The organism is Sphingomonas sp. MM-1 (genome assembly GCF_000347675.2).
Lineage (GTDB): Bacteria > Pseudomonadota > Alphaproteobacteria > Sphingomonadales > Sphingomonadaceae > Sphingomonas_E > Sphingomonas_E fennica.
This window is the reverse complement of sequence record NC_020561.1, coordinates 1,623,211-1,646,931: the sequence shown is the minus strand read 5'-3', so window position 1 is coordinate 1,646,931 and position 23,721 is coordinate 1,623,211. Positions and strand designations below refer to the sequence as shown.

At 67.4% G+C, this 23,721-nt stretch carries 23 protein-coding genes, 2 pseudogenes and 1 riboswitch; of the genes and pseudogenes, 12 read left to right on the top strand and 13 right to left on the bottom strand.

All coding sequences use genetic code 11. The annotated features are described in order from the left end of the window. Nucleotides 1-19: 19 nt before the first annotated feature. Nucleotides 20-1,285, top strand: coding sequence for an MFS transporter (locus G432_RS07975; protein WP_015458317.1), 1,266 nt, complete (start codon nt 20-22; stop codon nt 1,283-1,285). Nucleotides 1,286-1,331: 46 nt separating this feature from the next. Here the strand turns inward: G432_RS07975 and G432_RS07970 are convergent, their stop codons facing one another. Continuing rightward, on the bottom strand, nt 1,332-2,204 hold the full coding sequence (locus G432_RS07970; protein WP_015458316.1) for an aldose 1-epimerase family protein: 873 nt from the start codon (nt 2,202-2,204) through the stop codon (nt 1,332-1,334). Beyond that, complete coding sequence (locus tag G432_RS07965) at nt 2,201-2,656, bottom strand: MarR family winged helix-turn-helix transcriptional regulator (protein ID WP_015458315.1); 456 nt, start codon at nt 2,654-2,656, stop codon at nt 2,201-2,203. The genes G432_RS07970 and G432_RS07965 overlap by 4 nt, the downstream gene beginning before the upstream one ends. 166 nt (nt 2,657-2,822) lie before the next feature. Between G432_RS07965 and G432_RS07960 the strand changes: the two genes are divergently transcribed. Next, complete coding sequence (locus G432_RS07960; protein WP_015458314.1) at nt 2,823-3,245, top strand: organic hydroperoxide resistance protein; 423 nt, start codon at nt 2,823-2,825, stop codon at nt 3,243-3,245. Nucleotides 3,246-3,264: 19 nt separating this feature from the next. Here the strand turns inward: G432_RS07960 and G432_RS07955 are convergent, their stop codons facing one another. Further along, nucleotides 3,265-5,586 carry a putative bifunctional diguanylate cyclase/phosphodiesterase gene (locus G432_RS07955; RefSeq protein ID WP_236626874.1) on the bottom strand — a complete coding sequence of 774 codons (2,322 nt, stop codon included), beginning with the start codon at nt 5,584-5,586 and terminating at the stop codon, nt 3,265-3,267. Between the two features lie 327 nt (nt 5,587-5,913). Between G432_RS07955 and G432_RS07950 the strand changes: the two genes are divergently transcribed. Beyond that, a complete protein-coding gene (locus tag G432_RS07950; protein WP_015458312.1) occupies nt 5,914-6,600 on the top strand; it encodes a Crp/Fnr family transcriptional regulator in 687 nt (228 codons plus the stop codon). Nucleotides 6,601-7,046: 446 nt separating this feature from the next. Then, nucleotides 7,047-8,143 (top strand): IS3 family transposase gene (locus G432_RS22510; RefSeq protein ID WP_443024284.1). Its coding sequence is split into 2 segments (ribosomal slippage): nt 7,047-7,208 and nt 7,211-8,143, totalling 1,095 coding nucleotides; the frame shifts between segments, so codons are not numbered across the junction. 464 nt (nt 8,144-8,607) lie between these two features. Here the strand turns inward: G432_RS22510 and G432_RS07935 are convergent. Further along, entirely contained in the window at nt 8,608-9,555 is a 948-nt protein-coding gene (locus G432_RS07935) for a haloalkane dehalogenase (protein ID WP_015458311.1), read from the bottom strand. 110 nt (nt 9,556-9,665) lie between these two features. Here G432_RS07935 and G432_RS07930 point away from each other — a divergent pair, with 110 nt between their 5' ends. Further along, nucleotides 9,666-10,133: a nuclear transport factor 2 family protein gene (locus G432_RS07930; protein WP_015458310.1), complete on the top strand. Its 468-nt coding sequence runs from the start codon at nt 9,666-9,668 to the stop codon at nt 10,131-10,133. A gap of 162 nt (nt 10,134-10,295) precedes the next feature. Here G432_RS07930 and G432_RS07925 read toward each other — a convergent pair whose 3' ends face one another. Next, entirely contained in the window at nt 10,296-10,598 is a 303-nt protein-coding gene (locus G432_RS07925; protein ID WP_041864842.1) for a glycine zipper 2TM domain-containing protein, read from the bottom strand. A gap of 120 nt (nt 10,599-10,718) precedes the next feature. Beyond that, nucleotides 10,719-11,906 (bottom strand): glycosyltransferase family 4 protein, encoded by a 1,188-nt coding sequence (locus G432_RS07920; protein WP_015458308.1) that lies wholly within the window; start codon nt 11,904-11,906, stop codon nt 10,719-10,721. Between the two features lie 327 nt (nt 11,907-12,233). Between G432_RS07920 and G432_RS24270 the strand changes: the two genes are divergently transcribed. Together G432_RS24270 and G432_RS07915 are read left to right on the top strand one after the other, a co-directional pair. Further along, nucleotides 12,234-12,368, top strand: a complete 135-nt coding sequence (locus G432_RS24270; protein ID WP_269078704.1) for a hypothetical protein — start codon at nt 12,234-12,236, stop codon at nt 12,366-12,368. Between the two features lie 32 nt (nt 12,369-12,400). Beyond that, nucleotides 12,401-12,595 carry a PspC domain-containing protein gene (locus G432_RS07915; protein WP_015458307.1) on the top strand — a complete coding sequence of 65 codons (195 nt, stop codon included), beginning with the start codon at nt 12,401-12,403 and terminating at the stop codon, nt 12,593-12,595. A gap of 33 nt (nt 12,596-12,628) precedes the next feature. Here G432_RS07915 and G432_RS07910 read toward each other — a convergent pair whose 3' ends face one another. Genes G432_RS07910 through crtY form a run of 4 tightly spaced genes read right to left on the bottom strand, consistent with a single transcriptional unit; the run spans nt 12,629 to nt 16,412 of the window. Next, nucleotides 12,629-13,123 carry a hypothetical protein gene (locus tag G432_RS07910; RefSeq protein WP_015458306.1) on the bottom strand — a complete coding sequence of 165 codons (495 nt, stop codon included), beginning with the start codon at nt 13,121-13,123 and terminating at the stop codon, nt 12,629-12,631. Beyond that, the gene (locus G432_RS07905) at nt 13,120-13,701 is read right to left on the bottom strand and encodes a TIGR00730 family Rossman fold protein (RefSeq protein WP_015458305.1); all 582 of its coding nucleotides are present in this window, start codon (nt 13,699-13,701) and stop codon (nt 13,120-13,122) included. The genes G432_RS07910 and G432_RS07905 overlap by 4 nt, the downstream gene beginning before the upstream one ends. Before the next feature lie 51 nt (nt 13,702-13,752). Next, nucleotides 13,753-15,231 carry a phytoene desaturase gene (locus G432_RS07900; protein ID WP_015458304.1) on the bottom strand — a complete coding sequence of 493 codons (1,479 nt, stop codon included), beginning with the start codon at nt 15,229-15,231 and terminating at the stop codon, nt 13,753-13,755. After that, nucleotides 15,228-16,412 (bottom strand): lycopene beta-cyclase CrtY, encoded by a 1,185-nt coding sequence (gene crtY, locus G432_RS07895; protein WP_015458303.1) that lies wholly within the window; start codon nt 16,410-16,412, stop codon nt 15,228-15,230. The genes G432_RS07900 and crtY overlap by 4 nt, the downstream gene beginning before the upstream one ends. A gap of 266 nt (nt 16,413-16,678) precedes the next feature. Continuing rightward, nucleotides 16,679-16,769, top strand: a riboswitch (TPP riboswitch). A 71-nt stretch (nt 16,770-16,840) separates the two neighbouring features. Here crtY and thiC point away from each other — a divergent pair. Next, nucleotides 16,841-18,706, top strand: a complete 1,866-nt coding sequence (thiC, locus tag G432_RS07890) for a phosphomethylpyrimidine synthase ThiC (protein WP_015458302.1) — start codon at nt 16,841-16,843, stop codon at nt 18,704-18,706. A gap of 138 nt (nt 18,707-18,844) precedes the next feature. Continuing rightward, nucleotides 18,845-20,151: pseudogene (locus tag G432_RS07885) on the top strand (replication initiator protein A). A gap of 342 nt (nt 20,152-20,493) precedes the next feature. Here G432_RS07885 and G432_RS22505 read toward each other — a convergent pair. From G432_RS22505 to G432_RS07875, 3 genes are all read right to left on the bottom strand, one after another. Next, a complete protein-coding gene (locus tag G432_RS22505) occupies nt 20,494-20,844 on the bottom strand; it encodes a WGR domain-containing protein (RefSeq protein ID WP_015458300.1) in 351 nt (116 codons plus the stop codon). A gap of 72 nt (nt 20,845-20,916) precedes the next feature. Further along, nucleotides 20,917-21,141 (bottom strand): hypothetical protein, encoded by a 225-nt coding sequence (locus G432_RS07880; protein ID WP_015458299.1) that lies wholly within the window; start codon nt 21,139-21,141, stop codon nt 20,917-20,919. A gap of 82 nt (nt 21,142-21,223) precedes the next feature. Continuing rightward, a complete protein-coding gene (locus G432_RS07875; RefSeq protein ID WP_041864841.1) occupies nt 21,224-21,445 on the bottom strand; it encodes a helix-turn-helix transcriptional regulator in 222 nt (73 codons plus the stop codon). Nucleotides 21,446-21,612: 167 nt separating this feature from the next. Between G432_RS07875 and G432_RS07870 the strand changes: the two genes are divergently transcribed. The 3 genes and pseudogenes from G432_RS07870 to mobQ all read left to right on the top strand — a co-directional run. Further along, nucleotides 21,613-22,608, top strand: a complete 996-nt coding sequence (locus G432_RS07870; RefSeq protein WP_202192031.1) for a nucleotidyltransferase family protein — start codon at nt 21,613-21,615, stop codon at nt 22,606-22,608. Nucleotides 22,609-22,663: 55 nt separating this feature from the next. After that, nucleotides 22,664-22,975 (top strand): hypothetical protein, encoded by a 312-nt coding sequence (locus tag G432_RS23200; protein ID WP_144062011.1) that lies wholly within the window; start codon nt 22,664-22,666, stop codon nt 22,973-22,975. A gap of 138 nt (nt 22,976-23,113) precedes the next feature. Beyond that, nucleotides 23,114-23,710, top strand: a pseudogene (gene mobQ / locus G432_RS07865) (MobQ family relaxase); the annotation flags it as partial. Between the last annotated feature and the right edge of the window lie 11 nt (nt 23,711-23,721).

Genomic DNA, 23,721 nt, shown 5'->3' with positions numbered 1-23,721 from the left:
CACGGCTACCTCCGGCCCCATGATCGCGAGACCCTTCGGCCGCAACTATGCCTGGGTGGTGGTGGCGGTGACGTTCCTGTCGCTGCTGGCCGCCGCGGGCCTGCGTTCCGCCCCCGGCGTGATGATGACCCCGCTGCAGGCGGCCTTCGGCTGGGATCGGGCGACGGTCTCGGCGGCGGCGGCCTTCGGCATCTTCCTATATGGCATGGTCGGCCCGTTCGCGGCCGCGCTGATGCAGACGATCGGCATCCGCCGCACGCTGATCGGCGGCCTCGGCCTGATGGCGGTCTCGACGGGCTTGAGCCTCTTCATGACCGAGCCGTGGCATTATGTGCTGACCTGGGGGCTGCTTTCCGGCCTCGGCAGCGGCGCGGTGGCGCTGGTGCTGGGGGCCACCGTCGCGTCGCGCTGGTTCGATCGCCATCGCGGCCTCGTGATGGGCATATTCAGCGCCAGCACGGCCACCGGATCGCTGCTCTTCCTGCCGGTGCTCGCCTGGCTTTCCGAACAGGGCGGCTGGCGGCCGGTGGCGATGGCGGTGGCGATCGTCTCGGCGGCGCTGATCCCGCTGGTCGCGCTGCTGCTGCCCGAACGGCCGGCCGATGCGGGGCTGCTGCCTTATGGCGCCGATGCGCCCCGCCCGCCGGAGCCGCCGGCCCATCCCAGGGAAAGCGTGGCGCTCGCCTTCCGCGCGCTGGGCAAGGCCGCGCGCACGCCGGTCTTCTGGCTGCTGTTCGGCACCTTCTTCGTCTGCGGCCTCACCACCAACGGCCTCGTCGGCACGCATCTGATCGCTTATTGCGGCGATAACGGCATGGGCGCGGTGCAGGCGGCGGGGCTGCTGGCGGTGATGGGCGTGTTCGACCTGTTCGGCACCACCGCCTCGGGCTGGCTCACCGATCGCTATGATCCGCGCAAATTGCTGTTCGTCTATTACGGGCTGCGCGGGCTTTCGCTGGTGGCGCTGCCCTTCACCGGCTTCGATATCGTCGCGCTTTCGGTCTTCGCCGTCTTCTACGGGCTGGACTGGATCGCCACCGTGCCGCCGACGGTGAAGCTCGCCGGCCAGCATTTCGGCGATCGCGATGCGCCGATCGTGTTCGGCTGGGTGGCATCCGGCCACCAGATCGGCGCGGCCGTCGCGGCGCTCGGCGCGGGCCTGCTGCGCGACATGACCGGCAGCTACGGCCCCGCCTTCATGATCGCCGGCTCGATCGGCGTGCTGGCGGCCTTCGGCGCGCTGGCCATCGCCCGCGACGTGAAGGTCCATCCGCGGCTCGCCTGAGGATGCGCCTCGCGCCGCACGCAAAACCTGCCCTTCCCGCGCCTTTTCAAACCTTGATCGTCATCGTGAAGCTGCGCTCGGCACCGGGCGCGATCTCCACCACGCCCGGCCGGTCGCGGAAATCGCCCGCGAAGCCCGCTGGGTCGGCATGGCCCTGCCACGGTTCGATGCAGAGGAAACCCGCGCCCGGCTTGCTCCACAGGCCCAGCGCCGGCATGTCGGGGAAGCCGATCTCCAGCATCCGCCCGCCCGGCACGCCATAGAGCAGCGACCGGCTGGCGAGATCGTCCAGGATCAGCGCGTCCTCCGCGAACAGGGCATCGTCCAGCGCCAGCTCGCGTCCGGCGATGGGCGTGGGGCGGGGCAGGGGATCGATCAGGCCGTCGGCATCCACGCGCCGCACCGGCGCGGGCTCCCCGGCGGCGAAGACCAGCCGGTGCGCCTTGCGCGGGCCGGCGCCCGGCAGCGGCCAGCGCAGCGCCGGATGGAAGCCGAAGCTCGCCGGCAGCGGCCTGTCGCCCATGTTCCGCGCCGTCGCCTTCATCTCCAGCGTGCCGCCGGCGATGGCGAAGGCCATGTCGAGCTGGAAGGCGAAGGGGTAGGCCGCCCGTGTCTCGGCATCGTCCGCCAGCCGGAACAAGGCCCGCGCCGCCGTCGCCTCGACCAGGTCGAAGCGCCGCCGCCGGGCGAAGCCGTGGCGGGGCAGGCGATAGGTCTCGCCGTCGATCCGATAGCTGTCGTTGCGGAGCGTGCCGACGATCGGAAACAGGATGGGCGCGCGGCCGGCCCAGAAAGCGGGGTCGCCGTCCCACAGCAGCTCCCGCCCCTCGGCGTCGGTCAGCGATTGCAGCTCGGCCCCCAGCGGGGCGATCGTCGCCGCGATCCCGTCGCCGGCGATGCGGACATCGCCTTCGCTCACGCGGCTTCCTCCTCGGCGGTATCGGCCAGCGATTCGCGCACGCCCACCAGCGCATCGCGCAGCCGGCCCAGCGCCGTCGCCTCCAGCCCGGTCGCCGCCAGCATGTCGAGCGGGATGCGCCGCGCCTTCTCGCGCAAGTTCCGGCCGCTGTCGGTGAGCGAGACGATCACCTGCCGCTCATCCTCGCGGCTGCGCGCGCGCGCGATCAAGCCCGCGCCCTCCAGCCGCTTCAGCAGCGGGGTCAGCGTGGAGGATTCCAGGCCCAGCCGCTCGCCGATCGCGCCCACCGTCAGCCCGTCATCCTGCCACAGCACCAGCAGCACCAGATATTGCGGGTAGGTGACGCCGATCGCGTCCAGCCGGGGCTTGTAGACGCGGTTCAGCGCGTGGGCGGTGGAATAGACCGCGAAGCAGAATTGCTCGTCGAGGCGGAGATGATCGGCGGCGGGCATGGCGCACTCCTTCGCGGCGAATATATATCGTGCACGATATGATCGCAAGAAAGATATTCTTGTGGCCATCCGAGCTATAAACTATCGCACGATTAGATCGTGCACGATATATATACCCCATCAGCCCGGTGCGAAGGCCGCGCCGGCACAGCGAAAGGCAAGCCCCATGAAGACGCTCTATTCCACCGAAGCCACCGCCACCGGCGGCCGCACCGGTTCCGCTTCCACCGCCGACGGCGCGCTTTCCGTCACCCTCGTCACGCCCAGGGAGTTGGGCGGGCCGGGCGGCGCCGGCAACAATCCCGAACAGCTTTTCGCCGCCGGCTATTCCGCCTGCTTCCTGGGCGCGATCAAGTTCGTCGCCGCGCAGAAGAAGGTGAAGATCGCCGAAGACAGCAGCGTCACCGCCACCGTCGGCATCGGCCCGCGCGATGACGGCCAGGGCTTCGGCCTCGATGTCGCGCTCAAGGTCTCGCTGCCGGGCGTCGACCGCGAAACCGCGCAGGGGATCGTCGATCAGGCCCACATCGTCTGCCCCTACAGCCACGCCACGCGCAACGGGCTGGACGTGCGGATCAGCCTGATCTGATTGCCGGGGGCGGCGGGGCTTACCCTGCCGCCCGCGCGCCATATTCGAAGCGCTGGCCCACCAGCGCCAGCGTTTCCCCGAACGGCACCGGCCGGCCGAACAGATAGCCCTGGATGCGGTGGCAGCCGAGGTCGCGCATCCGCTCGAAATCGGCCACCGTCTCCACCCCCTCGGCGGTGATGGTCATGCGGAAGCTGTTGGCCAGCGTCACGATCGCGCGGATGATCGACACGGTCTCGCTGCGCCGCGCGGCATCGCGCACGAACGATCCGTCGATCTTCAGCGCGTGGAAGATCGTCTTGTTGAGATAGCCGAGCGAGGAATAGCCCGTCCCGAAATCGTCGAGCGCGATGCCCACCCCGATCGATCGCACCCGGCGCAGCACGTCCAGCGATCCGTCCGTGTCGCTCAGGAACACGCTTTCGGTCACTTCCAGCTCGAGCCGCGACGGTTGCAGCCGCGCGGCCGCCAGCGCGTCGCTCACCGCGTTGGGCAGCGCCGGCAGCACCAGCTGGCGGGGGCTGACGTTCACCGCGACATGGATGTCGCCCGGCCAGGATGCGGCATGCTTGCAGGCCTGGCGCAGCGTCCATTCGCCGATATCGGCGATCAGCCCGCTTTCCTCGGCGATGGGGATGAAGATGGCCGGCGATATCAGCCCGCGTTCCGGGTGGCGCCAGCGCAGCAGCGCCTCGAACCCCACCACCGCCTGCGTCACGGCGGAAACCACCGGCTGGTAATGCACCTCGAACTCGTCGCGCTTCAGGGCCTGGCGCAGGTCATGCTCCAGCCGCACGCGGTCCTCGGCATTCTGCTGCAGGCGGGGCTCGAAATGGACGAAGGTGCCGCGTCCGCGCGATTTCGCCTCGTAGAGCGCGAGGTCCGCCTTCAGCAGCAGGTCGTCCACCTGATCGCCGTCGATCGGCGCGATCGCCGATCCGATCGACATGCCGATGCGGATCTCGGCCGAAGGCAGCATCAGCGGCTGGCTCACCGCGCGGATCAGCTTGTGGCCCAGCTCCTCCACCGCCTGCCGGCTCTGTCCGTCGGTCAGCAGCAGGGCGAATTCGTCGCCGCCCAGCCGGCCGATCCGTCCGCGCGGCCCCACCTCGGCCTGCAGCCGCTGGGCGATCGTGCGCAGCACCTCGTCGCCCAGCGAATGGCCGAAGCTGTCGTTCACCGGCTTGAACCCGTCCAGGTCGAGGAACATCAGCGCGCAGGGCACATTGCTCGCCTTGGCGCGGGCCACGCCGTCGGCGAACAGCTCATGCATGTGCTGGCGGTTGGGCAGGCCGGTCAGCATGTCCATGCGCGCCATGTGGGTCAGCCGGTCCTGGCTGCGGCGGATCTCGGTGATGTCGCTGCCCACGCCGCGAAAGCCCTCGAACGCGCCGTCCGGGGCGAAGATCGGCGTGCCGGAAAGCGCCACCGATCGCGCGCCTCCGGGCGTCTCGACATCGATATGCAAGCCCGAAAAGGGCTCGCGCGCCACCAGCGCGCCGCCCAGCCGCGCATCGCAGCCCAGCACCACCGGCAGCGACTGGCCGATAAGCTGGCCGGTCGAACGCCCCAGCATCGATGATATGCGCGGGCTCACATAGGTCAGCTGGTTGGCGGCATCGATCTGCCACAGCCAGCCCGCGCCCTGTTCCTCATATTCCTTCAGGAGCAGCCCGATCGCCTCCCGCCGGCCGCGTTCCTCGGTCGCCTGGCGCATGAACCGGGTCAGCAGCCGCTCGATCGTCAGGCAGCCGGTCAGCACCACGGCGACATAGCCGGCGATCAGCAGCAGCGCCACGCCGATCGCGAAGTCGCTGGCATTGTGCAGGCCCCACAGCAGGGCGGTGGCGATCACCACCACCCACACCGCCGCCGCCAGCGGCACCAGCGCCAGCAGGAAGGCGCCGGCCATCATCGTCGCCATCGCGCCGGCCAGCATCATCTGCGTCTGGGGCGGCTGATCGGCAAAGGCGAAGAAGGGCAGGGCGGACCAGAGCAGGGCGTGCATCGCCGCCTCGAACACCGTCCAGTAGGGCGATCGCAGCAGTTCGTCCGAATCATAGCCGGCCGCCCGGCGCCGGGCGCGGACGATCACGAAGTTCGCCGCCACGATCAGCGCGGCCCAGGCCGAAAGCGCCGTCACCGGCACCGATCGCATCAGGCCCCACAGCACCACCAGCGCGCAGGTGACGCTGAGCCCCGCCATCCACGGCGCGGCGCGCCACAGGGCCTCGGTGCGGGGATCGCCCGGCGGGATATCGGCGGCGATGCGGCTGCGCAGGCTCGCCTGCCCGCCGGTGCCGGACGAATCGGCCAGGTCGAGGGGGGGAACTTTCAGCAAGGCGTGGCGCATCGATCACCCGTGGGCAGCATATCGGGCGACCCTAGGGCGAACATGCTTTGCCGTTCGTTAATTCTGTTGCCGATTTTTCGTGATGCTGTGGCGGCGGATTCCTTCATCTTTCGGCGGCCGCGATCATCTTGCGGCTCGATTCCAGGGGTTTGGCTTTCCCTGTCGCGGGGATTGCCCCTATGCTGTGACGGCAATCACAGTCCCCGCCGGGCAGCGGGCGTTAAGGACGATTCGCCTCGCTCGTGTAGCGTATTCGGGCGTGGCACCCGTTTCTTACCCGCCGTCGCCCGGCCGAACAGGAAGGCCGTGCCGACGATGGATGCCCAGGAAGTGCTGGCGATGCTGCCGCCCCATTCGGTGCTGGCGGCCTGCACGCCGGCGGAACTCGCCGATCTCCTCTCCTCCTCCAGCGTCCATGCGATGAAGCCGGGCGACACCATCCTGCGGCAGGGGGACGAAGGCGATGCGGCGGTGGTGATCCTGGCCGGCATCGCCCGGGTCAGCATGATCGCCCCCAACGGGCAGGAAATCGTGCTCGATTATGCCGAACGCGGCGCCGTGCTGGGGGAAATCGCGCTGCTCGACGGCCAGCCGCGCACTGCATCGGCCACCGCGCGCTATGCCGGCCGCTATCTCCGCATCGGCCGCGCCGCCTTCGAACGGCTGATCGAAGGCCATCCCAAGGTCGCGCTCCGGATGCTGCGCGATATGGCGCGCCGCCTGCGCGATACCGATACGACGATCGAAAGCGATCGCGCCTTCGCCGCCGGCCCGCGCCTTGCCCGCTTCCTCAAGCGGCTGACGGACGGCAAGGCCGACGGCCACAAGCTGGCCGGCGACCTCAGCCAGAGCGAGCTCGGCAATTTCGTCGGCATGAGCCGGGAGAATATCAACCGCCAGCTTGCTTCCTGGGTGGAAGCCGGCGTGATCGAGCTGGCCAATGGCCGCATCCGCATCGTCGACGACGCCTATATCGCCCAGATCGCCGAGGCGGGCGACTGAGGCGGGGCCTGGTCTCGATGTGCGGGGGCGCCGGTGGAGGCGCCGTGGCCCCAATCCGTCATGCCGAACTCGTTTCAGCATCCACCCATCGGCACAGGCGAAGCCCGATCGGGAAAACCGCCGCTGCAAACTGAAAACGGGCTCGATTCCAGGACCGATCGACATTCAGATGTGGGGCGGAGCGAAAATCGCCATTTGCAGGTCGTCAGGGCTGAAAGCCGATCGGCCCTAGGTGGCCTGGACAAATTCGGATCACGGCCGCTGTTGGGATTTTCGACCCAATTGCTGCCTGTCGGGATGCGCCGACAGAGCAGCCATTCCGGACTCGACGACATTGCAGGCATTTCGATTTGGCGGCATCATGCTGACGAAAGGTTGTGCCTCCTGACGTGCTCCCCTGAAACTCCGCCAGTCTGAGCTAGAGTCCTTCATGAAGGAGGACGACGATGAAGCGCAGCAGGTTCACCGAGGAGCAGATTATCGGGATCTTGCGGGAGCAGGAGGCCGGTTCGAAGACGGGGGATGTGTGCCGCAAGCACGGCGTGAGCAGTGCGACATTCTACAAGTGGAAGGCGACGTATGGCGGCATGGACGTGTCGCCATCAAGCTGCCCGGGAAGCATCTCCGCCCAAAGCCCCTCACCCAGCGCCTTGCGCAGCCGGTAGGTGCCGTGCAGCGCCTCGGGCCTGCCGCTCGTCGAAGGGCTGTCGAGGATGTTCGGCAGGCCTTCGGCATCAGCGAGCGTCGGGCCTGTGCCATCCTTGGCGTGGATCGATCGTCGATGCGCTATGCGCATCGGCGTGGTGATGATGGCGACCTGCGGTCGCGTCTTCGCGAGATCGCGCTTGAACGTCGCCGGTTCGGCTACCGGCGGCTGGGGACCATGCTGGCCCGCGAGGGCATCGTGATGAACCACAAGAAGCTGCTGCGGCTATATCGCGAGGAGAACTTGCGTGTGCGGCGCCGGCGGGGCCGCAAGCGAGCGATGGGCACGCGAGCACCGATGACGTTACCGCAAGGTCCGAACCAGCGTTGGAGCCTGGACTTCGTGAGCGACACGCTGGTGTGCAGCCGGCGTATCCGTATCCTTGCGGTGGTGGACGACTTCACGCGGGAGAACCTCGCGCTGGTGGTCGATACGTCGCTGTCGGGTGCTCGTGTGGCGCGCGAGCTCGATGCGATCATCGCGGTTCGCGGCAAGCCGCTGATGATCGTGAGCGACAACGGCACGGAACTGACCAGCCTCGCGATCCTGCGTTGGGCGCAGGACCGGGGGATCGAGTGGCACTATATCGCGCCGGGCAAGCCGCAGCAGAACGGCTACGTCGAGAGCTTTAATGGTCGCTTGCGCGACGAATGCCTGAACGAGACGCTGTTCGCGTCCCTCAGCCATGCGCGGTCGGTGCTGCGGGCATGGCGCGACGACTACAACTACGTGCGGCCGCATAGCGGGATAGGCGGGCTGACGCCCGCCAATGCTGCCGGGCGGGTTGCACAACCCAACCCGCCAGGGCACCCTGGCAACCCCGGACTCTACTTATGAGTGGAGGAGAAAAGGGGAGCACGTCACTCCACATGCTGCACTTGGCTCTCGTAATTCTGTTCGGCTTGATGACCGATTGGATTCTATACTCTCGGCTGGCCGGCCTGCTTGCCGGGCAATACAGCTCCAATGACGGATATCTAAATTTCCTATTTCCTCGAATCATTCTCACTGTCTTCTCGTTGACATTAATGGGATATTCGAGAAGCGGTGGAGACGCATGCCTTCCAGAATTTATTATCGGATTGCTGTTATTTTTTGTTTCTAATTTCCACGGAGTTTATCGTTTTTATCGCGGTGATGACATTGGGTGATAATTGTTATTGCTATGGAAGGCTCGTTACCACCGCTAGCAAGACGATATAGAGCGAGTTGGGATAGTCCGCTTCCCCCCGACTTTCCGGCCATCCGCAGGTTGTTAGGCGATTCCCGAAACCCGACAGTCGATCACTATCGGAATCTGCTCACGCCGCCTGGCCCGCCCGCTTCCAGGCGATGATCCGTTCCGCCATGGCCGGGCCCTGTTCCTCCTGCAGGAAATGGCCGGCGCCGGCGATGCGGGCATGGGGCTGGCCGGCGGCGCCCGGCACGCGCGCCTGGAACACAGCTTCCCAGGCGATGGTCGACGGGTCGGAATCGCTGAACAAGGTCAGGAACGGCCTGTCGAACCGCTCCAGCACCGCCCATGCCGCCCGGTTGGCCGCGATGCCCGGCGCCGAGGGGGCGAGCGGGATGCAGCCGGTGATGGCCAGCGCGCCGGCCTTGTATCCGGCATCGGGGAAGGGCGCGTCATAGGCGGCGAGCACCGCCGGATCGGGCCGGCTCACGCAGACGGCGGCGATCACCTCGCTCACCGCCAGGTCGTCGCTCGTCCGGCAGGTTTCGGTCCAGGCGGTGATGATCGGCCCCGGCCAGCCTGCCACGCCCAGCGGTGGCGGCTCGCAGGTCGGCAGCAGCGTATTGGCGGCCACCGCCGCCTCGAACCGCTCGGGCATCGCCGCCAGCAGGTTGAGGCCGATCGGCCCGCCCCAATCCTGGCAGACCAGCGTGATCCGGCGGAGATCGAGCGCCGTCACCAGATCGGCAAGCCAGCCGACCAGGGCGGCCTGGCTATAGCTTTCCCGCGCGGTCGGCTTGTCCGATCGGCCGAAGCCCACATGATCGGGCGCGATCACCCGATAGCCCGCGGCCACGAGCGGCGGGATCATCCGGCGGTAGAGGAAGCTCCAGCTCGGTTCCCCATGCAGCAGCAGCATCACCGGCGCGTCGTGTGGGCCTTCGTCCAGATAATGCATGCGCAGCGGCCCCAGCCGCGCGTCCAGCGCCATGTGATAATGGGGCGCGAAAGGGAAATCGGGCAGGCCGGCGAAGCGGTCGTCCGGCGTGCGGGCCACGCCCTCGCGGATCAGCAATTTCCGTCTCCTTTTCCGTGTCCCGGCGCGCGTGGCGACAGTGCGGCCGATAGGCGGCGGCCATTGGACCATCTATGGTCCGGCCATCGAAAATGCGAAACGGAAGAGGGATGCCGATGCTCAGCCTGCAGGAGATTTCCGACCGCCTCGAAATACAGGACCTGTTCGCCCGCTATTCCTTCGCGATCGATGATCGCAACTGGGCGGGGCTGGACGACGTGTTCACCGAGGATGCGATCATCGACTATACCGAGGTCGGCGGATCACGCGGGCCGTTCCGCGAGATTCAGGCCTGGCTGGGCGAGGCGATGAAGAAGTTCAAGGGCTTCCAGCACATGGTCGCCACGACCGAGCTGAAGCTGGACGGCGACAAGGCCACCGCGCGGACGATCCTGTTCAACCCGATGATCATGTTCCCGGACGGCACCGAAGTGCCCGGCAACGACAAGGTGTTCTTCGTCGGCCTCTGGTATTGCGACAAGCTGGTCCGCACCGAAAAGGGCTGGCGGATCGCCGAACGGCGCGAACAGAAGAGCTATTTCCACAACGCGCCGGCCGAACTCGCGCCGCCGGCCTGATCGGCAAGACGCGCGCAAGGGCGCATTTTGCGTGCGGTGCCAGCCGCTCCCTCACCCCGCCACCCATAAGAACTGCCGTTGGGTAGCCGGGTGGGAAAGCGGGGGCCGCCGCCATGCGCCGTCAGGCGCATCCCATCAACGGCCGCCGTCAGGCGCACCCCATCAACGGCAGGTGCGCTTGCTATCGACCGCCTTGCCGACCAGCGCGCCAGCGGCCGCGCCCAGCAGCGTGCCGGTGGTGCGATCGCCGTCGGTATCGACCGCGCGGCCCAGCAGCGCGCCGCCCGCGCCGCCCACGATCAGGCCGGTGGTGCCGTTCGACTTGCGGCAATAGGTGCGGCCGTCGCGGCCCCGCCATTCCTTGTAGCGATGATGCTTCCGGGCCTCGGCCTTTTCGGTCGGCAGCGTCATCGCCGCCGGCAGCGCGAGGGAAACGGCGCCCAGCGCTAGCATCAATTTCCGCATGATATCAGTCCCCTTGCAATGTTCGGTTCTGTTGATGCGGTCCTGATGGCGATCTCCACCTGAACGGTAGGCAACCAGCCCATGCCCGTCGACGTCCCGTGCCGCGGGATCGACGAAGCGTTATGCGGCGAACAGGGAGACGAGGCGCGGGGCGATCGCCGCCAGATCGTGCCGGGCCTCCACCCGTGCCCGGCCCTCGGCGCCCATCGCCGCCAGCCTTTCGGGGGAAGCGGCCATCGCATCGGCGAGCGCCGCCACCAGCGCGTCATGGTCGCCGGGCGGCACCAGCCATCCGCATTCCGCGTCGACCAGCTCGGGGATGCCGGCGATCGTAGTGGAAAGCGCCGGCCGGCGGAGTGCGAAGGCTTCCATGATGACGATGGGCAGCCCCTCGGCATAGCTCGGCAGCAGCAGGGCGCGCGCATCGGCGATGGCGGCGCGCACCTCGGCATTGGATTTCCACCCGGCCAGGGCCACCATGTCGCCCACGCCATGGCGGGCGACTTCGGCCTCGATCGCGGCGCGGCTTTCGCCGTCGCCGATCAGGATCACGCGCAGGCCGGGAAAGCGCCCGCGCACGGCGGCGACGGCGGCGGGGATGTGCACCTGCCCCTTTTGCGGGCAGAGCCGGCCGACGCAGACCAGCGTCTCGCCGCGGGGATTGCCGGCGGTGTCGGGGAAATCCTCCAGCTTCAGCCCGCAATGGACGATGTGGATGCGCGGCCACAGATCCGCACTCACATGTTCGCGCAGCCGCCCCTGGCAGTATCGCGTGATCGCGATCACGGCGGCGGCGTTGGCGATCTTGGCGGCGATGCCCTGCGCCGGCAGGTCCACCAGCTCGTCCGGCCCGTGCACGGTGAAGCTGTAGGCCGGCCCGCCCATCAGCCGCGAAAGCATCGCCACGGCGGCGGCGTTGGTGCAGAAATGGCAATGGACATGGGTGATGCCGGCCGCCGCCGTTTGCCGCCGCAGCGCGGCCGCCTGCATCAGATAGGCGACATGGCGGACGAAGCCGCCGCCGGCCCGCCACAGCCCCGCCCAGGCCGGCAATGCACGGGCCACGCGATGCGGCCGGGTGAGCAGCTCGGCCAGCATCGCCAGCACCAGCCCCGCGGCATTGCCGCTCAGCAGGTAACGGGTCCTGGCCTGTTCCGCCTGGTCGAGCGGGTCGACCAGCGCCTCCGTCCAGCGCCGCACGGCAAAGCGGGTCACCGGAACCCCGGTCTGCTCGATGGCTGCGATTTCCCGCCGGATGAAGGTGCCGCTCGTCACCGGATAGGTGTTCATCAGATAAGCGAGCTTCATCCGGGCCCTTTCGTCGCTGTGCGGCGGGCCGTCCTCATAACAGCCATGATGCGATGCGGCAAAGGGCCGCGCCTGCCGGCCTGATCGGAACCGGACAGCCGGTGTCCGCTATCGGACGGTTGCGGGCGGCACGCTTCGGGCGATATGTGGAATTCGCCGTCTATAGGTGAAATTAGCCAACATCAGGCGGATATTTTCCAGTGAAAATGCCCGTGAAGGGGAAAATTCCCTGCATTCCGGCTGGTTCGGGCAGTTGGCACGCTCCCTGCAATGTTCCTGGCATCACCGGGCGGGATCGTCGCCCGGCCACATAAGGGAGTGAAGGCCATGTTCAAGTTCGAGAAATCCAAGGTCCAGCAGGTTCTGGTTTCGCTGGTCGGCGCGCTGATGCTGAGCGCAGCCTGCGTCACCGCCGCTGTCGCCCCCGTCCGCGCTGCGCCGATCGAAGCGCCCCGCTGCTGATCGGCCGCCATATCTTCTCAAGGGAAAAGACGATGACCAGCCGTTATTATCTGAACAAGCGCGAAGGCAAGCTGATGGGCGTCTGCGCCGGCTTCGCCGACTATACCGGGATCGATCCGCTGCTCGTCCGGGTCGGCGCGATCCTGCTCACGGTCTGCCTGTGCGGTCCGGCGATGATCCTGCTCTATCTGCTCACAGGCTGGCTGGCGAGCGACCGGGCGGCCTGAAGGGCCGCCCCCGCCGGCAAATCCGGGAGGGAGTCAGTCGCCCTCCACCACGGTCAGCCGCTTTTCGGTGCGCAGCGTGATGCCGGCGACATGATCGGTCACCCTGGCGCGCACCACATAATCCCCCGCCGGATCCTCCGGGTCGATGAAGATGCCGAGCGACGCGTCCGACAGGGTCAGCGCGCCGCCGGCGGGCGGGGCCTTGCCCACCCATAATTCGGTGTCGCGATGCCGGGCATAGACCTGCCCCTGCGGCCCGATCAGCGTGAAATCGGCGGTCACGTTGCACTGGTTGACCGGATTGGGCGTGCAGCCGGTGAAGACGATGAAGCTGTCCACCACCTTCTCCCGGCCGATCCGGTCGATGATCGGCGGCCGCCCCGCATGGTCCGGCCCGTTCCATTCGCGCAGCAGCGCCGCGGCGTCGTCGGTGATGATCTGCTGGACGGCGAATTCGCCCTGCCGCGCGAAATCGGAAATCTCGGGCACGGCCGCGCCGGCCAGCAGCAGATAGGCCGACAATATCACAGGTCGCGCCGCACCATCTGCACCACGCTGGGCGCGATCTTGTGATCGGCGAACTTGTCCAGCAGCTCCTCGATCGTGCCCGCCTCCACCAGATTGGCGCGATGCGCCGGCCGCAGCAGCCCGGCCGCGACCACGCCGTCGAGAAAGGCGGTGAGATGGTCGTAGAATCCCGCCACGTTCACCAGCCCGCACGGCTTGGCATGATAGCCGAGCTGCGCCCAGCTCAGCGCCTCGAACAGCTCGTCCATCGTGCCGATGCCGCCGGGGATGGTGACGAAGCCGTCGGCAAGGTCGGTCATCATCGCCTTGCGCTGGTGCATGTTGGCGACGATGTGCAGCTCGGTGCAGCCGGTATGGGCGACCTCCGCGTCGCGCAGCACCTCGGGGATCACGCCGATCACCTCGCCGCCCGCCTCCAGCGCGGCATCGGCCACCAGCCCCATCAGCCCCAGCCGCCCGCCGCCATAGACCAGGCCGATCCCGCGCGCGGCCAGCGTGCGGCCGACATGGCGGGCGACATCGGCGAAGATCGGGTCGTTGCCCAGGCTGGAGGCGCAATAGACGGCAAGGCGTTTCATACAGGTCCTGTCAGGTGGAAAGGATAAGCGGGCGAATGGGGCGGAGAAGGCTCAGGCCATGTCTGCCAGCATCAGCGCGGCGGTGGCTTTCGCCGATCCCAGCACGCCGGGGATGCCCGCGCCCGGATGGGTGGCGGCCCCGGCGAAATAGAGGTTGGCGATCCGGTCGTCGCGATTGTGCACGCGCAGCCAGCCGCCCTGCAGCAGCGTCGGCTCCAGCCCGTATCCGGTGCCCATATGCGCGTTCAGGTCGGCGGCGAAGTCGGTCGGCATGTAATGGAACATGGTCATCACCCGATCGGCCAGGCCCGGCATCAGCCGCCGCTCGATCTCCGCCAGGATGCGCTGCGCCAGGATCGGCCCGGTCCGGTTCCAGTCGATCGGCAGCTTGCCCAGGTGCGGCACCGGCACCACCGCCTGGAAGGCGGAGCAGCCCTCGGGCGCCAGGCTCGGATCGGTCACGGTCGGGTGGTTGAGCAGGATCAGCATGTCCTCGGCCAGCACGCCATGCTCGAAGATGTCCTTCAGCAGCCCTTCGTAACGCGGGCCGAACAGGATCATGTGGTGCGGTATGCCGGGCCAGCTTCCCTTCACCCCGAAATGCAGGATGAAGGCGGACGGCGAATGGCGCTTGGCCTCCAGCGCGCGGGCGGCCTTCTGCCCGCGCACGGTGTGGCCCAGCAGGTCGCGATAGCTGTGCACCGGATCGGCATTGCTGGCGATCGCGCCGAATTCCTGGTGCCAGCCGCTGGCGGTGGCGAGGCCGGTCGCGGCATCCCCCAGCGTCTCGATCCGCACCACCGGATCGCCCAGCCGCAGCGTGCCGCCCAGCCGCTGGAAATGCGCCGCCATCGCCGCCACCAGCCGGTTGGTGCCGCCGCGCGGGAACCACAGGCCGCCATCCTTCTCCAGCTTGTGGATCAGCGCATAGAGCGCGGTGGCGGTGAAGGGGTTGCCGCCCAGCATCAGCGTCTGGAAGCTGAAGGCCTGGCGCAGCTTCTCGTCCTTCACATAGCGCGAAACCATGGCGTGCAGCGACCGCCATGCCTGATATCGTGCCATCATCGGTAACGCCTTCGCCATGGCGCCCATGTCTAGAAAAGGCACATGGCCGAATTCCAGATATCCCTTGGCATAGGTTCCGGCGGCATATTGCAGGAATTGCTGGTAGCCGGCGGCATCGGCGGGGGAGATGCGGGCGATCTCGCGCATCAGCTGCGCCTCATCGGCCGCATGGTCGAAGCTGGTGCCGTCCGGCCAGTTCAGCCGGTAATAGGGACTTACCGGCAGCAGGCTGACATCCGCGTCCATCACCCGGCCGGAAAGCGCCCACAGCTCGCGCAGGCAATCGGGATCGGTGATGATGGTGGGGCCGGCATCGAAGATGAAGCCGCCTTTCTCCCAGGCATAGGCCCGGCCGCCGGGCTGGTCGCGCCCCTCGATCAGGGTGGTGTCCACGCCGGCCGATTGCAGGCGGATGGCCAGCGCCAGCCCGCCGAAGCCGGCGCCGATCACGGCCGCCGTCCTCATGCCCGCCCTCCGGCGTGTCCGCTATTCCCATCGCGCATCGCCGCCAGCATCTGCCCCAGCGGCAGCCGGCAGCGGGCGATCAGGCGCCAGCGATCGGCGCGGGTCGATCGCATGGCGTGGAACCGCTCGATCATCGTCCGCCGTCCTTCGTGGAAGCGGCGGAACCGCGCCGCGCGGCGATCGGCATCGGCGGCCTGCATCAGCATCCGGGCGAACAGGCGATAGGGGCGCCGCGCGTCCCAGCTTTCGTGGGCGAAGTTGCGCATCGCCTCGTGCACGGTGCGCGAGGCCGGATTGCCGAGATGGGCGACGAAGGCGGCGGTGCGCACCGCATCGGGCAGCGAAAGCCCGGTCGCGGGGTGGAACAGGCCGGCGCGCAGGCCCGCCTTGGCGACGTCCTTGGCGCCCGATTGCCAATAAGCGTCGAAATCGCCGCCCAGGGCCAGCGGCAGGGCGCCCGCCTCGCTCCGCTGCGTCTCGGCGACGGTCCAGCCTTTCGCGGCGGCATATTCGGCGATCCGCGCGCCGCTCGCCTCGCCATCGGCCTCGGGGGTGTCCGCAAGGGCCACGTCCTCGATCCGCACGATGTCCGCGTCCAGCGGCAGGATGCGCAGGTGGCGCGGGCCGGCCGACTGGTCGATCGTGGCGTCCACCCAGATCGGCCGTTCCAGCCCATGGGATTCGGTGAGGCGCAGCGTCTCCGCCACGCAGGTCCGCCAGGCGATGTCCAGCCGCTTCAGGTCGCCGGCGCCGCGCGCGTCGATCACCGCCTTGGCCTGCACCCGATCGCCGCCGTCGATCAGCAGCGTCGTCTTGTTCGCCGCCACGATCTTCCTGCCGGTCAGGATGGTGTGGGCGGGCATCGCCCGGCGCACGGCCTCGTCCAGCCGCTCGGAATGGACGGCATATACCGGCGTGCCGAAACGGCGCCTGCGGCCGGGCAGGGCGATGTCGTAGCCCCGCCAGCCATGGCCCACCAGCGGGGCGAGCAGCCAGCGATGCGCATCCGCCACATCGTCATGGCGGAAGGCCCAGATGTGGCCTTCGCCGCCGATCGTCTCGCCCTGGTCCACCAGCACCACGCGCAGCTCGGGCCGCCGCATGGCGAGCGCCAGCGCGATCATCCCCCCGGCCAGCCCGCCCCCGGCGATCGCCAGATCACAATGCTTCGTCGATACCATGCGGGGTGGAGCCTTACACCGATGATGCCGGTGCCGCAAAATGCCGGATATGCGCGGGCCCGCCGCTTCGCTGCCCTGCGGGCAAAAAAAGGGTCGGTCCCGAAGGGCCGACCCGAAAGTCTTTAGGAGAGGATGCCTGAAAGGCCCGTCCTTTTTGCGACTGCGAAGGTGATGTTGCAAGTGCGAAAAGATGGGGTACGATTGCATAAATCGCAACCGTAATGCGGGGGTGGACCCTGCGGCCGCGTGCGCCTAGAACCGGCCCATCCCCGGGGGACCGCGCGCACGCGGTTGAGAGGCGGCTGTCCGGCCGCGACCCGCTGAACCTGATCCGGCTGACACCGGCGTAGGGAGGGAGCGTCCGGCGCGAGCGCGAAGGGTCGCAAACTCTCGTCCGTCATGGGTCGCCCCGAACGGAGAGTTGCATCATGGCCGATATCCCCGCGCGTACCGAGATGACGGTCACGACCGGCCCCATCCGCGGCAGCCGCAAGATCCATGTCGGCCCTCTCGGCGTCGCCATGCGCGAGATCGATCTGGAGCCGTCCTCGGGCGAGCCGCCGTTGCGCGTCTATGACTGCTCCGGCCCCTATACCGATCCGCAGGCCCGCATCGACATCATGGCCGGCCTTCCCGAGCTGCGGCGCGACTGGATTCGCGGCCGGGGCGATGTGGAGGAATATGCCGGCCGCGCGGTGAAGCCGGAGGATAACGGCCTTTCGGGCGCCATCGGCCGGAACGGCGCCGTCCAACCCTTCCCCAATGTCCGCCAGCGCCCGCTCCGCGCCAAGGCCGGCGCCAATGTCAGCCAGATGCATTATGCGAAACGCGGCATCATCACGCCCGAGATGGAATATGTCGCGGTGCGGGAAAATCTCGGGCGCGAGATGCTGAAGGACAAGCTCGTCCGCGACGGGCAGGATTGGGGCGCCTCGATCCCCGATTACGTCACCCCCGAATTCGTGCGGGACGAAGTGGCGCGCGGCCGCGCCATCATCCCCAGCAACATCAACCACCCGGAAAGCGAGCCGATGGCGATCGGCCGCAACTTCCTGGTCAAGATCAACGCCAATATCGGCAATTCCGCCGTCGCCTCCTCGGTCGCGGAGGAGGTGGAGAAGATGGTCTGGGCGATCCGCTGGGGCGCGGATACCGTCATGGACCTTTCCACCGGCCGCAACATCCACGACACGCGCGAATGGATCCTCCGCAACTCGCCCGTGCCGATCGGCACCGTGCCGATCTATCAGGCGCTGGAGAAGGTCGGCGGCATCGCCGAGGACCTGACGTGGGAAATCTTCCGCGATACGCTGATCGAGCAGGCCGAGCAGGGCGTGGACTATTTCACCATCCATGCCGGCGTCCGCCTGCCTTATATCCCGCTCACCGCCAGGCGCGTCACCGGCATCGTCAGCCGGGGCGGATCGATCATGGCGAAATGGTGCCTCGCCCATCATCGCGAAAGCTTCCTCTACGAGCATTTCGACGAGATCACCGAGATCATGAAGGCCTATGACATCGCTTATTCGCTGGGCGACGGCCTGCGCCCCGGCTCGATCGCCGACGCGAACGACGAAGCCCAGTTCGCCGAGCTCTACACGCTGGGCGAGCTGACGAAGCGCGCCTGGGAGCAGGACGTGCAGGTGATGATCGAAGGCCCCGGCCATGTGCCGATGCACAAGATCAAGGAGAATATGGACAAGCAGCTCGAAGCGTGCGGGGAGGCGCCCTTCTACACGCTCGGGCCGCTCACCACCGATATCGCGCCGGGCTATGATCATATCACCAGTGGCATCGGCGCGGCGATGATCGGCTGGTATGGCACGGCAATGCTCTGCTACGTGACGCCCAAGGAGCATCTGGGCCTGCCGGATCGCGATGACGTGAAGGTCGGCGTTGTCACCTACAAGCTCGCCGCCCACGCGGCGGACCTCGCCAAGGGCCACCCCGCCGCCAAGCTTCGCGACGATGCCCTGTCCCGCGCCCGCTTCGAATTCCGCTGGCGCGACCAGTTCAACCTCAGCCTCGATCCCGACACGGCCGAGCAATATCACGATCAGACGCTGCCGGCCGAAGGCGCCAAGACCGCGCATTTCTGCTCGATGTGCGGCCCCAAATTCTGCTCGATGAAGATCACCCAGGAGGTGCGGGACTTCGCCGCCAAGCAGAACCAGCCGGCGGACAGCTTCCTCGCGGCGGAAGCCGCCGAGGCCGGCATGGCGGAGATGAGCAAGGTGTTCAAGGAAACCGGCGGCGAGCTCTATATGGGCGCCGGCGGCCGCGAGCACGATTGATCCGCGCTCCGCTGGGTCGGCCCGCCGCGCCGGCCCAGCGGCAGATTTCGTCCCCCGGATTCCGGTGAAGGGCCGGCCCGCTGCGATGGCCGGCCGGAACCCCTATCGGCCTCCATCGTTGCCCGATCGTCAGGAGCGATGAGGCGCGGGTGGAAATGGATCGGAACAGGGCGGTTTTTCGGGAGCGGGAGTCCGCAGGCCCCGGCGTGCGCCCGGATCGCGACCGCGCGGATCGTGGCCCGTCCCGCGTGTCGAAGGAAGCGGGTCAAGCCGATCGATTACATCTCGCCCGATGGCAAGGCGTGGGTCCATGTCTCGGCGAATCCCGATTATGGCATGGCGACGATCTGGGATGCCGATATCCTGATCTATTGCGCCAGCGTGCTCGCCGACATGCACCGGCGCGGCCGCAACGATATCCCGCGCAAGCTCCATCTGATGCCATATGATCTCTTGCGCGCGATCCACCGCCCGACCACGGGCCGCGCTTATCGCTCGATCGTCTCGTCTCGACCACGATCAAGACCAATATCCGCGCCGAGAACCGCCGCGAGGCGACCTTCAGCTGGCTCGATGGCTGGACCCAGCTGGTCGACGAAAAGACCGAGCGCTCGCATGGCATGACGATCGAGCTTTCCAACTGGTTCTACGAAGGCGTCCTCATGCAGGGCGGTGTGCTGTCGATCGACCGCGCTTATTTCGATCTCACCGGCGGGCGCGAACGCTGGCTCTACAAGGTCGCGCGCAAACATGCCGGCGGGGCAGGGGAGGCGGGCTTCGCCATTTCGATGCCGACACTGTTCGAGAAATCGGGCGCCGAGGACCAGTATCGCCGCTTCAAGTTCGAGCTGCTCAAGATCGCCGAGCGCGATCCGCTGCCCGGCTTCACCCTCGCGATCGAGCAGGCCGAGGGCAAAAGCGAGCCTTCTTTACGGATGCGCCGGCGGCCCGAGGCCGACGCGTGCGGGGCAGGGCAGGGGGCGACCGCCGCCAAATCCCTCCCTATCAAGCGTGTGACGACAGCCCCGTCGACCGAACAAGGCCAGCAGGCTGCGCAAAGGGGCGGAGCAGGGCAGGGCGGCGAGGCGCCAGCCACGCTAAACCCCTCCCCTGAAGGGGAGGGGTTGGGGTGGGGCCGCTCGACGAAACCAGCGCTCGCCGAAATCCCCGCTCCCCTCTCGCCCACCGATCGCGCCGCCGCCGGCGCGCTGCTTCGCCGCAGCGTCACCAGCCTCGCCACCCGCGCCACCGCCGGCGAGCTGACCGACGCCACCCTCGCCACGCTCCGCGCCGAATGCCCGGGCTGGGACTATCAGACCCTCCATCAGCAGTTCCGCGACTGGCTCGGCGCCGATCCGAAACGCACGCCCGTCAACTACCAGAAAGCCTTCATCGGCTTCGTCCGCCGCTATCACGAAAAGAACCGCTACAGCTTGCGGGGCTGATCGCGCCCACGCGGAGGCGGACGATGCCGCCGTCCCGTTCCTGAAATGTCGAGACCCTGAACCGGCGCTGCCCGTGAAACATGTTGAACATGTTTTACATGTATTACCCGATCCGGCTTTGAACGAAGTTCGCAAGGAGCGGGTCGAAACTGATTCAATCCGTCGAAGGCCGTTGCCGGCTATCGACACTCCGGGAACAGCCTTCGATCTATCAGGAACACATCCCCGTCACATCGGGAACGCTGACTTCGACACTTCGGGGACGGTTCGCCGACACATCAGGAACGCATCATCTGTCGCGACTCGTTGATAAGCGCGGGCTTTGGCCGGATCGCGCGGGGCTTAACCTTCTAACCCTTCTATTAAACCCTCTAACCCCATGAGATTTTCCAGTTTCATGGAAGAGGGAGAAAAAGGGCAGGGGGCGACCAACCGATAGCCCACTCCCCCCCGCCGCCGAAGCCCGGCGCGTCGCCGTAGCACGCTCCGCACATAGGCCCGCGCGGCAGCCCCGTCGACGAAACTCACGACCTGGCTCTGTCCCCTGGCACCGATCCGCCCCCACCGCGTTTCGACGACCCACTCACCAAACAGATCCCGGCTCATCCACAGCGAATAGCCCCGCGCCATATTCCGCGCGCTGTCGATCGCCTCAAGATGGACAGGACAGGCAAGGTTAGCGATTGTCGACATACGATCGATTTAAACCTGACGCTCAACCCCGCCTCACGACTTGTCTGAATCAATGCGGGGCGATTGATTCAATCAGCCCGTCGTCTGCCACACCAGTCGTGCCCGCAGCATCGTCCGCTCGCGGAGTTCTGCCACGTCCGCGACATCCTCGCCGCCAGCGATCGCTGCCTCGATGCGCTCCGTCAGCGCGCTCACCCGGCGGCGGAAGAAGGGAAAAGTGATGCCGGCATCCGTCGCAAAGCGCGCCCAGGCTTCGCCGTCAAGCTCGTCGATCGTGCCGGCGCGGCCGATCCGCATGGCAAGCCGAGATCGCCATGCGCGTCCTGATACAGCCGCCCGGCGATCGCCCCGTCCCACCAGACGCAGAGCGTCGCCGCGCTCATGCCGGTCCGCCGTCGAGATGGAGCGTCAGGCCAAGCGCCGCGAGCACTGCGAGCACCTTGCCCAGCTGGAGTGTCGGCTTTCCGGCCTCCAACTCAACGATGAAGCGCGTGCCGACGCCGGCGACGCCCGCCAGTTCATCCTGGCGCAGCCCGGCGGCCTTGCGCGCAGTGCGCACCGCGGCGCCGAGCGCCTGAGGGGAGGGGATGGTGGTCATCATGTTACCGAGCGGGAAGATATACGGGTTTCGCCGCATTTGGTAGAGAATCTTTCCTGATCGGGAAAGATCAGAGCATTTGGGCCAACCTTTCACCCAATCATCCCGATCGGGATGATCGCCGGGCCGTCCCCAGCAGGCATCTGGATTGTACAGACGAATTGTGGTATATGGTCTGTATGACAGGCCGATCCATCGCCGCACCGCTGCAGACCCTGTTCGCGGAGCTGCTGCAGCAGGCCGAAACGACGGACCCCGCCGGCTCGGTCTATGAGCGGACACGTGATGGCATCACCTATCTTTATGCCAAGCTGCCCGTCGGCACGACGCGCGTGGACCGGTTCCTCGGCCGCGCTGACGATGCCGCCGCGGTGGCGCTGGCCGAGGCGATGCGGCAGGGGGCCGCGCAGGCGCGCGAACGGCGGTCGCTGGTGGCGATGCTCAAGCGTGGCGGGCTGGCCGGGCCCGATCGCCGGCTTGGCGCCGCGCTCGACGCGATCGCTTATGCCGGGCTGTTCCGCGGCGGGGCGGTGCTGGTGGGGACGGCGGCTTACATGATGAGCGGGCCGCTTGTCGGGCACTTGCTGCCGGCGCCGACGCTGATGACGGGCGATCTCGATCTGGCGACCGCCAGCCTTGCGCTGTCGGCCGATCCGCCCGAGCGGATGGAGGCGATCCTGCGCCGGGCCGATCCCAGTTTCCAGGCGATCATGCCGCTCGATCCGGGCAACCCCGCCTCTCGCTTCCGCAGCGGCGACGGCTATCTGGTCGATCTCGTCACGCCGCAACGCAGCCGGGCGGATCCCAATCCCAAGCCGCTGAAGGCACTGGAGGCAGGGGCCGCGCCGCTCCAGCATCTCGCCTGGCTGATCGCCGATCCGGTGGCGAGTGTCGCTTTGTGGGGGGCGGGCATCCCCGTCACCATCCCGCAGCCGGCGCGCTTTGCGGTCCACAAGCTGATCCTGGCGCAGCGGCGCGAAGGCGCCCACCGGCTCAAACGCGCCAAGGATCTGGCGCAAGCGCAGGCGCTGATGGCGGCGCTCCAAAGGTTCGACCCCTTCCTGCTCGAGGACGCGCTGGACAGCGCCCGAGCCATGGGCAAAGCAGGCTGGGCCGATCCGATCGACCGCTCGCTAAAGGAAATTGCGCGTTCGGCAAATCCTTGATGCTTTTGATGGTGCCGGAAGCATGATCGCTCAGCGGTAATCAGAAGGTGACCGCATGGTGAGACGCTTTCAGCTCTATTCGGCCTGTGCCGAGCCCGGATCGCGAGCAACTGGTCCTTCGCCGTCGGCCGCGCCCTGTTCTGGCGCGAAAGGCGCCCGCGCCGATCTAAGCCCGATCGTCACCGGCGGCACCGCGGACAACCCCAGGAGCCGCGCCAACGCCCTTGCCTGGTTCGCGGCCTGGAATGCTCGCACCGATCGGTCATGGACGATGCACCCCGTCACGATCGACGGCGGAACCCACGCCGCGAATGCGACGGATGCCTATCGCACTGGCCTGCGGTTGCTGTTCAGGCCAGACGAGTAAAGCGCTGGTCCCGATCCCATCTCCCTGATAAAGGGCGCACTTATACATTGCTTCGCAACGTCGGGCGGCCAAGGGGAAGCCCCTTAGCGATCCAGCGCGTGCGCTGCGGTAGGGAATGGAAGGCAGGGCAGGGGGCGCGTGGCGCAATATCGGTTCTCGGCGCAGGTGATCAGCCGGAGGGACGGCCGCAGTGCGGTCGCGGCGGCGGCCTATCGTGCCGGCGAACGGTTGCACGACGAGCGCCTCGATATGCCGTTCGACTATGCGCGTCGCGATGGCGTCGAGCATAGCGAGATCCTGTTGCCCGAAGGCGCGCCCGCGCGCTTCGCCGATCGGCATATTGTGTGGAACGCGGTCGAGGCGGTGGAGCGCCGTTCCGACGCCCAGGTCGCGCGCGAGGTGCAGCTTTCGCTGCCCCACGAATTGACCTTCGAGCAACGCCTCGAGCTCGTGCGCGATTTCGCCCGAACGGCGTTCACCGATCGCGGCATGATCGCAGATATCGCGTTGCATCGGCCCGACAGGCACGGCGACGAGCGCAATTTCCACGCGCATATCCTGCTCACCACGCGCGCAATCGCGGGCGAAAGTTTCGGCTAGAAGGAGCGGGACTGGAACCACCGGGATCTGCTGCGGGATTGGCGCGAACAATGGGCGGAAATCCAGAACCGGCATCTTCGTCGGCACCTTGGCCCCGATACGCCGCAGGTCACGCATCTGAGCCTTGATGGGCAGGGTGTGGATCG